Below are 14,917 nucleotides of genomic sequence, written 5' to 3'. Positions count from 1 at the left end.
TCTGTCAGCCCGCCAGCCCCGGCAGGCAGGATTTCGCCGACACCGTCGTCGGCAGTGGCACGAGCTGGCTGATCGGCGAGCTGAACGGCTTGTTGATCTCGACCATGCTGGCCTGGCCGACACCGCGACACGCCACATTGGCCTGAATGCTGACATTCGCCGCGGCAATGACGATGCCGTTCGCCTTGGCCCGCGCCACGGCATAGCTGATCTGCTGCTGCGTGGTGCCGCATGCGCTGTCATTGACCATATGGCAGCGCGCCGCGCTGTAGGCGGCCTCGCGCAGCGCCTGCTTGGTCCAGGCCAGCCGTCCCAGTTCGATCACGCCGAACAGGCAGGCGAAGAAGACAGGCGCCAACAGCGCAAATTCGATCGCGACCGCGCCCGTCTGGTTCGATCGGATAGGGTTCAGCCATCGGGTCATTGCAGGCGCACCGTCGTCTTCTGAGTGATGACCGCCTTTTCCGCGAGCGATGCCGGGACGAATTGCGGGTTGAACTTGTAGCTCGCGACGATGTCGAGATAATAGCCCGACCGGCTGTTCGCGCTCGCGCCGCTGCCACAGCTCTGGCCGCAACTGTTGGTCGGAATGAAGCTGCCCGTCTGGCTGAGGCAGGCGCAGACGCGGGAACTGTTCGTGCAATTGCCCGTCCCGCCATTGCAGCCGACGGTGACGTTGATCGGGCTTTGCCCCGGCGCCGCCGCCATCGCCTGGACATAGGCGGGGATAGACTGGAACTGCACCGCGTCGCGTGTCTTGAAGGCCGACAGCGATGCACCGCTGACCGCTTCGGCCAGCCGCCCGCGCTGGATGGTGAACTGGGCAATGTCGATCGCGACCAGGCTGATCGTGAAGAACAGGGTCAGCCACAGCGCGAACTCGACGGTGGCCACGCCCCGTTCCGAGCGACGCAGCTTTCGCAAGCCACCGATCATGCCACCAGCTCCACATCGCCGCCGCTGCCGCCGACCAGATCGCTGATCGACTTGCAGGCGGTGCCGGCATTGGCGCCGCCGCTTGCGGTGACGCGATAGGCGATCAGGGTGAAGCACTGGCCCGCCGACAGGCTGTTGTTGCCGCCCGACATGGTCACGGCCGAATTGGGTAGATGGACGACGCCGGAAAAGACATTCTGCGACCCTGCGCCCCAGTTGGTCGCCTGCGATGTCAGGCTGTCGACCAATATGTCGGCGATGGCCGCCCCTTCGACGGTGCTGGTGGGGGCGATCAGCTTGGTCTTGGCGCCACCGGCCAGGTTGATGGTCCCGCCCAGGATGAAGCTGACATTGACGCCGGCCATGTCATAGCCGGATACCGACACGCCCTCCAGCGCCTGGCCCCAGCTCTGGTTGGTGATCGGCGACGTATAGGGCCAGGTGGTGCCACCGGTGCCGTTGGTCAGGCCGCCGCTCACCGTGTAGCGCCCGGCGCCGAACAGCACCGATCCCGCGATCGACAGATTGCCGTTGATCAGGTGATTGGCGGTCTTGCCGAAGACCAGGCGGCTGCCACCGGCCGTCACGATATTGCCATTGGCGCTGAACAGCCCGTCGCCCATGAAGAAGCGGCCGCTACCGCTCAGCGTGATGGCGTCGCTGCCGGCATTGGCCAGGGTGTAGTTGCCGGTGCCCGCGATCAGGGTGGAATCGCCATCGATCCTGATCTGGCCGGCGACGTCCAGATCGCCATCGCCCAGCGTCATCCAGCTACCGCCGCCGACGCTGATCCCCTTGAAGCCGTGACTGCCCGCGCCCACCGCCAGCGACGTGCCGCCCGACAGCGTGATGTTGGCGGCGATCGAGACAGGGCCGGCGCCGATCCGGTTGGTGCCCGCAAAGCTGACCGTGCCGGCGCCGATCGACACTTCGCCATTGCCGAAGGTGACGCCGCTCGATCCACTGTTGAAGCCGCCATTGATCCGCCAGACATTGTCACCGAAATTGACAGTCGAACCGCCACCAACCGACACGCCATTGGCGACGGTGACGGTGGAGCCAGCCTGGAAGGTGACAGTGATGCCGCCGTCGATCGTGATCCGCGACAGGCAGTAATTACCGGCGGGCACGGTGAATTTGGCGCTATTGCCCTGACGGAAGGGGGCTGCACCGGCCGAGGGCGAATTGCCGAACGTCCATATGTCGGCGCAGGCCGGTGTCACCGGATTGGCGATGGTCCGTGGCGTGCGGAAGGTGCCGAGCAATTGCCGCGCGGTGGCGAGATCCATCGAATTGGCGAGCGGGTCGCTGATCGCGGTCGACTGGTTGATCCGCTTGTCAGCCGCCGGGACATTGCCGTTCCAGCTGGGATTGGAAAAGCTGCCGGCATAGCGCAGCAGATCGGCCGACAAGGTGCCATAATTGTTGATGATGTCGGCCGCGCCCGAGACGATTTCCTTGGCCGTGATGCCCGACCCGCCATTGTTGACCGATCCGGCGCCGACCACCGAACAGTCGGTCGCGTTGATCGTCGCGCCGCCCTGCGTCTCGACCGCATTGCCCGACGAGGCGAGGCCCAGGATGCAGGGTGTGGCCGACGCGCTGCCGGCCAGGCGCGCCATCGCGCTGACCTTCACCGGCATGGTCGCCGCAGCGCCCAAAATGCGGCTGAGGCTGAGCGGTAGCGGCGTCGTCAATTCGACGCGCACCGCCTTGGCCCCGGCTTCGGGCGTGTCGGCCAGCAGTGCGACGTCGATGGTCGCATCGGTGATACCATGAGCGGTGACCAGGTCGACCGCGGTGGGGCGCAATATCGCCTGCGATCCGTCCGCCTTGTAGGCGACGGCTGCGGCCAGCGCCGCCATGTCGGCCACGCGCTGGGTCGCGATCCGCCGCTCATAGCCGCGATTGAGATCGACAGCCAGACCCGCCATGCCGATGACGCCGATCAGCGACAGGGCAGCAACGACACTGACACTACCGTCATGCCTCAGAAATAAATTGCGGAATTTCATGGATAATCCCGAATGAAATGTCGGGACTGCCATTCCGCGCAAAAACTTGATTAATTGCTAAATTACGCAATTTTTGCAAAATAATGTCGGACAATTGGCTGGCGGCAATGGACCGTCAGAAACCGGAAATGCGTCGATTTTTTACCCCATCTGGCGCACCGCGCCCTTATGCGCCTTGCCATTATGGACATAATGGTCGACGCCCTCGCGCATGGTGATGATCGCCTCGTCGGTCAGGTCGCGCATATATTTAGCCGGGCGCCCGGCCCATAGCTGCCGGTGCAGTACCTTCTTGCCGGGCGAGAGCAGCGCGCCGGCCGCTAGCATCGCGTCGCTCTCCACGGTGCAGCCGCTCATCACGATCGCGCCCAGCCCGACGAACGCCCGGTCCTCCAGCACGCAGCCATGGACCATCGCCATGTGGCCGATCAGCACATCCTCGCCGATGATGGTGGGATAGCCCTCTGCCGGATAGCCCGGCCGGCCGTCGCCGGGGCTATCGCAATGGACAACCGTGCCGTCCTGGATGTTGGTGCGCGCGCCGATGCGGATATGGTTCACATCGCCCCGGATCACGCAATTATACCAGATGCTGGCATCCGCGCCGATCTCCACATCCCCGATGATCCGGCATCCCGGCGCGATGAAGGCGCTGGGGTGGATCAGCGGTGTCTTGCCGTTCAGCGGGATGATGGAGACGTCGGGATGATCGGTCATCTGCGCCTCAACCGTTCAGCAGCCGCGCCGCGTGCAGCGCATGATAGGTCAGCACGCCCGAACAGCCCGCCCGCTTGAACGCCATCAGCGTTTCCAGGATCAGCGCGTCGCGATCGCCCGAGCCGGCGGCGGCGCCATGTTCGATCATCGCATATTCGCCCGACACCTGATAGGCGAAGACCGGGACGGAGAAACGATCGCGCACCCGCGCGACGATATCCAGATAGGGCAGGCCCGGCTTCACCATCACGCTATCCGCGCCCTCGGCCAGGTCCAGAGCGACCTCGCGCAGCGCTTCCTCGCCATTGGCCGGGTCCATCTGATAATTTTTCTTGTCACCCTTCAGCAACCCGCGCGATCCCACCGCGTCACGGAACGGACCATAGAAGGCGCTGGCATATTTGGCGGCATAGGCCATGATCTGGACATTGGCGTGGCCGGTTTCCTCCAGCGCCTCGCGGATCGCGCCGATGCGGCCGTCCATCATGTCGCTGGGCGCGATGATGTCGGCGCCCGCCGCCGCCTGGTTGAGCGACTGGCCGATCAGCATGTCGATCGTCGCGTCATTGATCACATAGCCGGTCTCGTCGAGCAGCCCGTCCTGGCCATGGGCGGTATAGGGGTCTAGCGCCACGTCAGTCAGCACGCCAATATCGGGCACCGCATCCTTGATCGCGCGGATCGCCCGGCACATCAGGTTATCGGGGTTCAGCGCCTCGGCGCCATCGTCGCTGCGGCGTTCGGCCTGGGTATTGGGGAACAGCGCCAGACAGGGAATGCCGGCGTCGCACGCTTCCTTCGCGCGGGCCACCATCAGATCGACCGACCAGCGCGACACGCCGGGCAGCGCGGCGATCGGCTCCTCGACGCCGACCCCTTCGGTCACGAACAGGGGCCAGATGAAATCGCTGGGCGACAGGCGGTTTTCGGCATGCATCGCCCGGCTCCAGGCGGTGGCACGGGTACGGCGCATGCGCAGCGCCGGATAGGAGGCAATAGTCATGCGTTGGATGTAGGCCGCTGCCCAAAGGGGATCAAGCCGGACCGATTGTCCTGCCCCTGGCGGGAATGGGTGGAAACAAGACATTCCTCCCCGTCACGGGGAGGGGGACCGCTCGCGTAGCGAGTGGTGGAGGGGCACAGGCCGGATAGCGCAGCGCCAAGAGGCACCTGCCCCTCCGTCAGCGCTTCGCGCTGCCACCTCCCCGTGCCGGGGAGGAATGTCCGCTTCTGCTAGATACCCGACCTACCGCGCCTCAGCGCCCGTCATCATCCGCGCCAGCGCTGCCACCGATAACCGTTCGGGTATAATCGATGCGGATGCGGACCCAGGCGCCGACCTGGGGCTTGCCATCGACGCGGGGCGGCCGCACCAGGAATTGCCAGGCGGCCAGGCGCACCGCGCGACCAAAGCCCGATCCGGTCGGATATTCGCTGATCATCTGGCAATTTTCGACATGATAATGGTCGATCGTCTTGCACGCGACCAGGCCATAGCCCTGCGCCGGCGCATTGGCGGGCAGATAGGTCGACAATTCGGCATGGGTCGGCCGGCGATACCATTCAGCCTCGAACAGTTGCACGCCGCCCGGCCCCTCGCCCGGCCCGACAATCGCCTTGGCATTGCCGGTGCCGCTGTCGCCGACGCCCGCCGTCTTCTTTTCCATCTTGCCGATGTCGGCCGCCGCCATCTGGCGGCTGTCGAGCGTGATGAAGGGGAAAGGCGATGGCGGCTGCACGCTCGGCGTCTCGACCGGCTTTGGCGGCGTCACCACCGGCTCGCTCTTCTGCTTGGGCGCGGCGGTATCCCGCTCGCGCTTTTCCGCCTTCTGCGCCTTGGATTTTTCCTTGTTCGCCTGCTTGGCCGGCTCGATATCGAAGCTCACCGGATTGCGATCCTCGACCTTCTTGGGGTCGATATGCGGCGCCATCGTCAGCAGCGCCAGCAGCAGGATCGCGTTCAGCACCAGCGCGAATGCCAGGCCGCCGGCCCGCTGCCGCAACTTGTCCCAGGGAATATGCGAAATTATCAAGCGTGCCGACCGGTCTCTATGCGTTGCGCGTCATGCCCAGACGGCACCGCACAGTCAACGCCGTGGCGGCTGACAAATCGGTAATGTCGCCCATATCGCCCCCATCCGCCGACGGACCGCCCCTATGGCGTGACGGGCGGCGGCCCGTCGCACGGCGTTGCATCGTCCAGCCAGTCGATCTCGTCCCCCTTGGCCAGCATCGGTTCCGGGCGTCCGACATCCGCCTGCAAGCTGGAATCCTGATCGACGCGGGTCATGCTGGTGTTGAAGCCGGGGATCGCGGCATTGAGGATATTGGCCTCGGCCGCGCTGATTTCGGGCACCAGGCTATGGCTCGACTGGACCGACCGCACGACATTGTCGATCAGCGATATGCCGCGCCAGTAGGCGACACCGCCAAGCGTGCGATTGACCCGCTTGCCCGCGACATTCCAGTGCCAGTCCCCCGTTGGCCGGGGCAGGCGCAGCACGGTGGCATAGCAGCGGAAGCGCGGAAAATTGATCGCATAGGGCGCGGCCTGGTCCTGGTCCCTGGGCCGCTTGCGATTGTCGGGCGCATAAAAGCCCGCGCCGAACAGATAATGGGACCAGCCGTCCTCGTCACTGCCCTTCCATTCGGTCCGACCCGTTCCCTCCAGCGTCAGCACCAGCGCGGCATGGGCCTCGTCATAACGCCAGCCAACCTTGTCGACATCGACCCAGCCGGCCTGCTGGCGCCAATAGGTCTGCACCGCCCGGTCGGCGTCCTGCGCGGTCATCCCCGCCAGTTGCACCCGCAGTTGATAGGTTTCATCGCCGCGCAATATGTTGCGGGCGACGATCTTGGCCGGCTTGTCGATCCCCGCGCGCTGATCGATGTCGATATATTCGACCAGATCGGGCTGGCGCGGAACGCCTGCCGCGACGGCCTCCAGCCCAGCCCCCTCCTGCCGAAGCGGCAGCACCCAGCGATAGGGAACCGGCCGCTGGCGCGCGATATCGCGATCGCCCTGACGCGTGCCGTCCAGCCAATAGGATTGATCACCGATCCGTGCCCGGACCAGCACATGGTCGAACATCATCGGGCTGGCCAAGCGCGCATCCAAACCGTCACCGCCATTGCTGTTGACCAGCACGGCCTCGGCCGGCACGCCCAGTTCGCGCAGCAGCGCCATCAGCAGCACCGTCTTCGCCTTGCAATCGGCAAACCGCCGGCTCCAGCTTTCATCCACCGTCGCCGGACGATAATTGCCGCCGCCCAGCCCGACATAGACATAGCGCAGCTTGTCCTGCACCAGTTGCAACGCTGCCTGCGCCCGCCCCATTGGATCATTGCTCTGCGCAGCGATGCGGGCGATCTCCTGCCGCAGCGGGGATGCCGCGCCGATCAAGGCAGCCTGATCGAACAGGGGCCAGAGCTGGGCCGACATGTCCTTCCAGCTGGAAAAATTGCTAATTTCGATCAGGCGCCGGATATTGTAGCGCGCGGGCGCGCCTTCGGTCATCAGCGATGCATCGGGATCGCGCAGTTCATAGCTGATACTGGTCAGGTCGCCCTCTGCCTGCGGCACGATCGGCCCCATGTCGGGACTGGCCTGCCAATGGATCGGCACCGTGCTCGGCCAGGACAGCCGCATGCGATAGGCGCCCGGATTGCCCAGCGGCGACAGCATGGAAAAGCCGAAATGATGGTCACCCAGCGTCGGATCCTTGCTGCGCACCGTCGCTGCAAATTCCAGCTCGTCGCCGACCTGCAATCCCGGCACCTGCAGGGTCGCGGTCAATTGCCCGTCGAGCGCAGCGGATTCCAGATTGGCTTCGCGCTGCACCACGGCAAAGCGCGTGCCCGACAGGACATTGATGACCTTGCCGTCGCGGATGATGTTCAGATGATGCACCGTTGCGCCACCCGCCGCCGGATTCCATGTCGCGGAGATATTGCCAACCGCCAGGGCGTCGGCGGTCAACAGCTTCATCCGCCAACTCGTATAGACCTCGTCTCCCTGCTCGCTGGCGCGGGTCTGGATGTCGGAATAAACGACACGCACCGCCGCCCCGGACGGCGTTGCCCCCGACGTGGGCGCGGGCGGTGGCAACACCCAATTTCCCGGCTTGGCATATCGGACATTCTTTTCAGCCGCCATCGCCGGCGCAGCGCTCACCAGCGCCAACGCCAACATCCCCCTTGCAATCACCAGCAACGCCCCCTGAAAAATCGTCAGCAGACATCCTCTTCGCGCACCACCGGCCGGCTCTCGCGCGTGGCGCGCATCCGGCTGGCCTTGTCGTCGACATCGGACGTCAGCACCACATGATCGTCATGCACTTCTAGCAGCACCCCGGCGAAGGGAAAGCCTTCCAGACTGCCGGTCACGCGATAGCTGACCGAATCGCCGACCTTGAAACTGGCCGGGTCCATGTTGAAGCTGAAGGGGCAACTGCCCTCGCCCATATCCTGCATCGCGCTCTCCTGTTTGTTCCGATCCTATCGCGGCCGCAGCGTCCCGATCAAGCATCGCCGCATCCCTATGATCGGGACTTTTGCAGCCATCGCCGCCCCGCTAAAGGCGGGGCCATGGATATCTGCCTTGCCGCCCCCGCCGACCTGCCCCTGCTCCACCGCGTGATCGAGCACGCCTATCGCGGCGACGAGGCGCGGGCCGGCTGGACCTTCGAATCCGACCTGCTGACCGATGCCCGCACCGATATCGAAGAATTGCAGGCCATTCTCGCCAGCCCGACCGACCGATTGCTGGTCGCGATCGACGATAAGGGCATGCCGATCGGCTGCGTCCATATCAGCAAGCGTGACGAAGATGTCGCCTATCTCGGCCTGCTCTGCATCGATCCGCAGCTTCAGGCCGCCGGGCTTGGCCGCCGCATGATCGCTGCGGCAGAGGACCAGGCCGCCCGCGATTTCGGCGCGACCATGATCGAGATGACGGTGATCGACCGGCGGCCCGAGCTGATTGCCTATTATCAGCGGCGCGGCTATGTGCTGACCGACGAGAAGCGCCCCTTCCCCGTGCCGCTCGATCCGCCGCTCGAAATGGTCGTCCTGGCAAAAGCGCTGGCGGCTCCCGTGCAACTGAGCTAGGCCCGCTCGCGATGCTCACCAAGCTCTATCAGTGGATGCTGGCCAAGGCCGCTCACCCGCACGCCGAACGTTGGCTTTTTGCCTTCAGTTTCATGGAATCCAGCTTCTTTCCGATCCCGCCGCATCCGCTGCTGGGCCTGATGTGCCTGGCGCGGCCGGAAAAGGCGATCCGCTATGGCCTCATCTGCACCATCGCCTCGGTGCTGGGTGGCCTGCTCGGCTATGGCATCGGTCACTTCCTCTATCAGGCGGTCGGCGCACAGATCCTGCATCTGCTTGGCCTGTCGGCGAAATTCCCGGTCGCGGCCTGCTATCTGCGCGACTATGGCGCGGAGATCATCCTGATCAAGGGCGCGACCCCGATCCCGTTCAAGCTGATCACCATCACCGCCGGCTTCATCGGCCTGTCGCTCTTCACCTTCCTGTGGGCCAGCATCCTGTCCCGCGCCTTCCAGTTCATGATCGTCGGCTTCCTGTTCTGGAAATTCGGCCGCCCGATCAAGGCGTTCATCGAGAAATATCTGGCACCGCTGTCGGCGCTGTTCCTGGTGCTGGTGGTCGGCGGTTTCGTCGCGGCATCGATGCTGTCGGGCGGCGGGCAGAAGAGCGATCGCTGCTCCAACGCCACCATGGCCACCATCTCCTGATCCGCCGCAAATGAACGCCCTGCTCGCGCGCCATCCCCGGCTTGCAGCCCTGCTCGCCGGCTTCCTCTCGGCGACCGGTTTCGAGCCGCTGAAACTCTGGCCGGTCACCATCGCCTGCTTTGCGCTGCTCATCCTGCTGATCGAGCGCACGCCTGACCGCCGCGCCGCTTTCCTGCGCGGCTGGCTGTTCGGGGTCGGCCATTTCACCCTGGGCCTCAACTGGATCGCCCACGCCTTCACCTATCAGGACGCGATGCCGCACTGGTTCGGCTATGGCGCGGTGGTCCTGCTCTCGCTCTATCTCGCCGTCTATCCCGGTCTCGCGACTTTGGGCGCATGGTGGGCCGGGCGCCGCTTCGCCTTCATTGGCCCAGCCTTCCTGCTGCTGTTCGCCGGCTGCTGGATCGCCAGCGAATATGCGCGCGCCACCGTCTTCACCGGCTTTGCTTGGAACCCGCTGGGCGTCACCCTGCTGCCGACCGGCGCCGCGATCGCCGCGACGCTGATCGGCACCTATGGCCTTGGCGCGCTGGTGCTGCTCGCCGCCGGCGCGTGTCTGCTCGCCGTGCGCCGCCAGTATCGCCCTGCCGCCGCCATTGCCGTGCCGCTCGTCGCCCTCGCGCTCTGGGGCCAATTCTCGCCCGCCCCGACGACGCCCGCCGGCGCGCCGCTGATCCGCGTGGTTCAGCCCAATATCGGCCAGGACGAGAAATATTCGGCCGAACTGGAACAGGCGCATTTCCGCACCCTCGCCACCCTGTCGGGCAAGCCTCGCCCTGCTCCGCGCCTGATCTTCTGGCCCGAAGCAGCGATCCCCGCCTATCTCGACATGGAACCCGAATGGCGCTGGCGCCTGGCGGACCTGATGGGGCCGGGCGATCTGCTGATGACCGGCGCGACCAAGGTCTATTTCAAGGACAAGGGGCCTTATGGCACGACCGAACTGGCCGGCGCCAACAACAGCCTGTTCGTCGTCACCCCCGATGCCCAGCTTGCCGCCCGCTACGACAAGGCGCATCTCGTCCCCTATGGCGAATATCTGCCGATGCGCAGCATCCTCCAGCCGATCGGCCTGTCGCGGCTGGTGCCGGGCGACGTCGATTTCTGGCCCGGCCCCGGCCCGCAGAGCCTGACCCTGCCCGCCACCCTTGGCCGCCCCGCGCTCAAGATGGGCGTGCAGATCTGCTATGAGATCATCTTCTCGGGCCAGGTGGTCGATCGCGCCCATCGCCCGGACTTCCTGTTCAACCCGTCCAACGACGCCTGGTTCGGCAGTTGGGGGCCGGTCCAGCATCTGGCCCAGGCGCGGCTGCGCGCGCTGGAGGAAGGGCTGCCGATCATCCGCGCCACGCCCACAGGCGTGTCCGTCATCGTCGATGCGCGCGGCCATGTGCTGCATTCACTGTCCAGCCATCGCGCCGGCTATCTCGACAGCCGCCTGCCGCCGCCGCTGCCTGCCACCCTGTTCGCGCGGCTGGGCAACTGGGCGCCCTTTGCCTTCCTTCTGATCCTGCTCGGGACGGCCCTTGCCTTGCGCAGAGGCAAAAGCTAATAGCCACATAAAGTTTTCTTTATGTTCATTCGTCCGCAAGCACCTTACGGGAGTCTCATGCGTAACCAATTCCTCTTCACCTCGGAATCCGTTTCCGAAGGCCACCCCGACAAGGTCGCGGACCAGATTTCCGACTCGATCGTCGACCTGTTCCTGTCCAAGGATCCCGAAGCCCGCATCGCGTGCGAAACCCTGACCACGACCCAGCTCGTCGTCCTGGCCGGCGAAATCCGCTGCAAGGGCGTCTATGAAAATGGCGAATGGGCGCCGGGCGCCAAGGAAGAGATCGAGGCGACCGTCCGCGCGACCGTGAAGCGCATCGGTTATGAGCAGGACGGCTTCCACTGGGAGACCTTCCGCTTCGAGAACAATCTGCACGGCCAGTCGGCGCACATCGCGCAGGGCGTCGATGAAAGCGGCAACAAGGACGAAGGCGCCGGCGACCAGGGCATCATGTTCGGCTATGCGTCGGACGAAACCCCCGACCTCATGCCCGCCACCCTCTATTATTCGCACAAGATCCTGGAACGCATGGCAGCCGACCGCCATGGCAAGGTCGTTCCCTTCCTGGAACCCGACGCCAAGAGCCAGGTGACGCTGGAATATATCGACGAAAAGCCGGTCCGCGCGACCGCGCTGGTCGTGTCGACCCAGCATGCCGCCGGCATGGACAATGACGACAGCCGCGCCGAACTGCGTGCCTACGTCAAGAGCGTGATGGCCGATGTCCTGCCCGAAGGCTGGCTGCCGGGCGACGAGAGCATCTACGTCAACCCGACCGGCCTGTTCGAAATCGGCGGCCCCGACGGCGACGCCGGCCTCACCGGCCGCAAGATCATCGTCGACACCTATGGCGGCGCCTCGCCCCATGGCGGCGGCGCGTTCAGCGGCAAGGATCCGACCAAAGTCGACCGCTCGGCGGCCTACATCACCCGCTATCTCGCGAAGAACATCGTTGCCGCCGGCCTCGCCCGCCGCTGCACGATCCAGCTCAGCTACGCCATCGGCGTGGCCGAGCCGCTCTCGCTCTATGTCGACCTGCACGGCACCGGCACGGTCGAGGCTTCGGCGATCGAAGCCGTCCTGCCGACGCTGGTGCGCCTGACCCCCAAGGGCATCCGCACCCATCTCGGCCTCAACAAGCCGATCTACCAGAAAACCGCCGCCTACGGCCATTTCGGCCGCACGCCCGAAGGCGACTATTTCCCCTGGGAAAAGACCGACCTGGTTGATGCGCTCAAGGCGAAGCTGGCCTGAGGCCTGCGGTCTGACGACCAATAGCAAGGGGCGCGGAGAGCTATGCTTTCCGCGCCCTTTTCGCATGTCCGTCACAAGTTGTTATCGGCCTGTCGAAATAAGACGATTTTCCATCGCATTGTCATGACTCGGGGTTATGATGCAGTGCGGTCAGGAATGGGGGTCCGCCGCGACGTCTGAACGCGTTTCGGAAGGCCAGCCATGCCCAAGACGACCAGCGAACCCACAACATCCACCGCTTCCATCCCGCTCTGGCCGCCGCTCGACTGGTTCGGCCAGGCCTTCGACTATGGCGTCGACGCGCTGCAACGCGCCGTCCTGTTCGCCGACGTCAAGCGCCAGCGCGGCGACCAGTATAAGGCGCATCTGGCCGAACGCGTGCCCCATGTGCTGAATTTCGATGGCGAGATCATCCTGTCCGGCGCCGACCTGCCCCGCCAGGTCAATTATGGCCTGGTCCGCATCACCCCGCCAGAGGGCTTGCCGGTCGATCCGGCCAAGCGCCCGGTCATCGTCGTCGATCCGCGCGCCGGTCATGGCCCCGGCATTGGCGGCTTCAAGCCCGACAGCGAGATCGGCGCCGCCCTGCGCGAAGGCCACCCCTGTTATTTCATCGGCTTCACTCCCAATCCGGTTCCGGGCCAGACGGTGGAGGATGTGATGCGCGCGGAGGCCGCCTTCGTCGCCCATGTCGGCGAACTCCACCCCTCCGCCGATGGCAAGCCGGTGGTGATCGGCAATTGCCAGGCCGGCTGGCAGATATTGATGACCGCCGCGGTCTGGCCCGAGCTGTTCGGCCCGATCATCGTCGCCGGCGCCCCGCTCTCCTATTGGGCGGGCGACAATGTCATGCGCTATGGCGGCGGCCTGATGGGCGGCAGTTGGGCAACGGCGATGACCGGCGACATGGGCGCGGGCCGCTTCGACGGCGCCTGGCTGGTGCAGAATTTCGAAAATCTCGATCCTGCCAACACGCTCTGGAAAAAGGATTACACCCTTTATTCCAAGGTCGATACCGAAGCCCCTCGCTATCTCGGCTTCGAGAAATATTGGGGCGGCTATGTCTATCTCAACGATGTCGAAATGCAGTATATCGTCGACAATCTCTTCATCGGTAACCGGCTCGCCACCGCCCAGTTGCTGACCTCGGACGGCATCCGCATCGACCTGCGCAACATCCGCTCGCCGATCCTGGCCTTCTGCTCGCATGGCGACAATATCACGCCGCCACCGCAGGCCCTGGGCTGGATCACCGACCTCTACCGCAACGATGCGGAGATCGTCAGCCATGACCAGACGATCATCTATGCCACCCATGACAGTATCGGCCATCTCGGCATTTTCGTATCGGCCAGCGTCGGGCGCAAGGAGCATCGCGAATTTGTCAGCGCCATCGACCTGATCGATGTGCTGCCCGCCGGCCTCTATCAGGCGACGGTGCAACAGGATCCAGTCGGCGCCCTGCCCGGCGCGGTCGATGATGACGGCCAGTATCTGGCGATCCAGCGGCGCGGCATCGCCGATGTCCAGGCAATCGTGCAGCAGGATTTCGACAGCGAACGGCGCTTCGTTGCCGCCCGCCGTGCGTCGGAAGCCAATCTGGAACTGTATCGCCGCTTCGCCCAGCCGCTGGTGCAGGCGATGGCCAGCCCGCAACTGGCCGACTGGCTGGCGCAATGGCACCCGATGCGCCTGTCCTACAGCTGGTCGAGCGACCATCCCATGGCGCAACTGATCGAGGGCTGGGCCGGGGTCGTGCGCGACAATCGGCGCCCGGTCGCGCCCGACAATGGCTTCCTGGCCGGCCAGACCATGGTGTCGACCATGATGGCGGGCGCGCTCGACGCCTATCGGGATACCCGCGACAGGCTCCAGGCATTGAGCTTCGATACGATCTATGGCGCGCCGCTGGTTCAGGCCGCCATGGGCGTCGCCCCGCAGGACGGCCGCCCGCCCCGTCATCACCCCGGCGACACGCCGGAACATCGCGCCTTCGTTGCCGAGGAAATGGCCCATCTCAGCGCCGAACTGCAGGAAGGCGGCCTGCTGGAGGCGCAGTTGCGGGCGATCTTCCATGTGCTGCGCACCCGCGAACAGACCGACGCCCGCCGGTTCGAGGAGGCGCGCCGGCTGCATATCGACATGCTGCCCGCGGGCATGACCCTGCCGCTGTTCCGCACGCTGGTGCGCGAGCAGGCCAAGCTGCTGCGCCATGATCCCGATGGCGCGATTGCCGGCATTCCCGAACTGCTCGCCCGCGTCGATCCCGATGCAGTCCGCGCCGGCGGGCAAAAGCTTGCCGCATTGTTCGACCGGGACGAAGGGCTGACGCAGGAGGAGGCCGCCCGGCTGGGCGCCATGCTCGACCTGTTCAATGCTGCGGCCGATGTCGACCGTGGCTGAGCCATCCTGTCCGGAACATGACGAAAAGTTCATTGGCCTGCGCCCGCGGAACCGCGCATAGAGAGGGCGTCGGGCTCGCACCCCTGTCGAGCCCGGCACCCTCCACCCAGGGCAACGCCATGACCCGTCCTCTTGCTACCGCCTTCATCAGCCTTGCATTTCTGGTTGGCAGTGCCGCTCCTGCACTGGCAGCTCCCTGCAAGGATGCGAAGGGCAAGTTCGTCAAATGTCCGCCAAAGGCGGCCCCCAAAAAGGGCCCCTGCAAGGACGCCAAGGGTCGC

The 14,917-nt window shown here is 65.2% G+C and carries 13 protein-coding genes; 5 read left to right on the top strand and 8 right to left on the bottom strand.

The genetic code is table 11. The features are described from left to right. Positions 1 to 4 precede the first annotated feature (4 nt). From A0U87_RS21120 to A0U87_RS21085, 8 genes are all read right to left on the bottom strand, one after another. Entirely contained in the window at positions 5 to 424 is a 420-nt protein-coding gene (locus A0U87_RS21120) for a TadE/TadG family type IV pilus assembly protein (protein WP_048937034.1), read from the bottom strand. Continuing rightward, positions 421 to 936 (bottom strand): TadE/TadG family type IV pilus assembly protein, encoded by a 516-nt coding sequence (locus A0U87_RS21115; protein WP_037518960.1) that lies wholly within the window; start codon positions 934 to 936, stop codon positions 421 to 423. Before A0U87_RS21115 ends, A0U87_RS21120 begins: the two co-directional genes overlap by 4 nt. Beyond that, positions 933 to 2,951, bottom strand: a complete 2,019-nt coding sequence (locus tag A0U87_RS21110) for a pilus assembly protein TadG-related protein (RefSeq protein ID WP_048937035.1) — start codon at positions 2,949 to 2,951, stop codon at positions 933 to 935. Before A0U87_RS21110 ends, A0U87_RS21115 begins: the two co-directional genes overlap by 4 nt. Positions 2,952 to 3,092: 141 nt before the next feature. After that, a complete protein-coding gene (locus tag A0U87_RS21105) occupies positions 3,093 to 3,668 on the bottom strand; it encodes a gamma carbonic anhydrase family protein (protein ID WP_048937036.1) in 576 nt (191 codons plus the stop codon). Between the two features lie 7 nt (positions 3,669 to 3,675). Next, positions 3,676 to 4,671, bottom strand: coding sequence for a porphobilinogen synthase (gene hemB, locus A0U87_RS21100; protein ID WP_048937037.1), 996 nt, complete (start codon positions 4,669 to 4,671; stop codon positions 3,676 to 3,678). Between the two features lie 253 nt (positions 4,672 to 4,924). Continuing rightward, positions 4,925 to 5,701, bottom strand: a complete 777-nt coding sequence (locus A0U87_RS21095) for a hypothetical protein (protein ID WP_080993533.1) — start codon at positions 5,699 to 5,701, stop codon at positions 4,925 to 4,927. Positions 5,702 to 5,823: 122 nt separating this feature from the next. Next, positions 5,824 to 7,860, bottom strand: a complete 2,037-nt coding sequence (locus tag A0U87_RS21090; protein WP_240700614.1) for a DUF3857 domain-containing protein — start codon at positions 7,858 to 7,860, stop codon at positions 5,824 to 5,826. 38 nt (positions 7,861 to 7,898) lie between these two features. After that, complete coding sequence (locus A0U87_RS21085) at positions 7,899 to 8,141, bottom strand: hypothetical protein (protein WP_004212020.1); 243 nt, start codon at positions 8,139 to 8,141, stop codon at positions 7,899 to 7,901. Between the two features lie 114 nt (positions 8,142 to 8,255). On the opposite strand from A0U87_RS21085, the gene A0U87_RS21080 reads away from it, so the two are divergent. The 5 genes from A0U87_RS21080 (at position 8,256) to A0U87_RS21060 (ending at position 14,636) form a co-directional block, all read left to right on the top strand. Next, complete coding sequence (locus A0U87_RS21080) at positions 8,256 to 8,777, top strand: GNAT family N-acetyltransferase (protein WP_048937038.1); 522 nt, start codon at positions 8,256 to 8,258, stop codon at positions 8,775 to 8,777. An 11-nt stretch (positions 8,778 to 8,788) separates the two neighbouring features. Next, entirely contained in the window at positions 8,789 to 9,424 is a 636-nt protein-coding gene (locus A0U87_RS21075; protein ID WP_048937039.1) for a DedA family protein, read from the top strand. Between the two features lie 10 nt (positions 9,425 to 9,434). Further along, the gene (lnt, locus tag A0U87_RS21070) at positions 9,435 to 10,976 is read left to right on the top strand and encodes an apolipoprotein N-acyltransferase (RefSeq protein WP_048937040.1); all 1,542 of its coding nucleotides are present in this window, start codon (positions 9,435 to 9,437) and stop codon (positions 10,974 to 10,976) included. 57 nt (positions 10,977 to 11,033) lie between these two features. Then, positions 11,034 to 12,233: a methionine adenosyltransferase gene (gene metK / locus A0U87_RS21065; protein ID WP_048937041.1), complete on the top strand. Its 1,200-nt coding sequence runs from the start codon at positions 11,034 to 11,036 to the stop codon at positions 12,231 to 12,233. A 201-nt stretch (positions 12,234 to 12,434) separates the two neighbouring features. Further along, positions 12,435 to 14,636, top strand: coding sequence for a DUF3141 domain-containing protein (locus A0U87_RS21060; protein WP_137405976.1), 2,202 nt, complete (start codon positions 12,435 to 12,437; stop codon positions 14,634 to 14,636). The last annotated feature ends 281 nt before the right edge of the window (positions 14,637 to 14,917 follow it).

Source organism: Sphingobium sp. MP9-4, from assembly GCF_005281675.1.
GTDB classification, from domain to species: Bacteria; Pseudomonadota; Alphaproteobacteria; order Sphingomonadales; family Sphingomonadaceae; genus Sphingobium; species Sphingobium yanoikuyae.
Note: the sequence above shows the minus strand (reverse complement) of the source record. Positions and strands in the feature narration are given on the sequence as shown.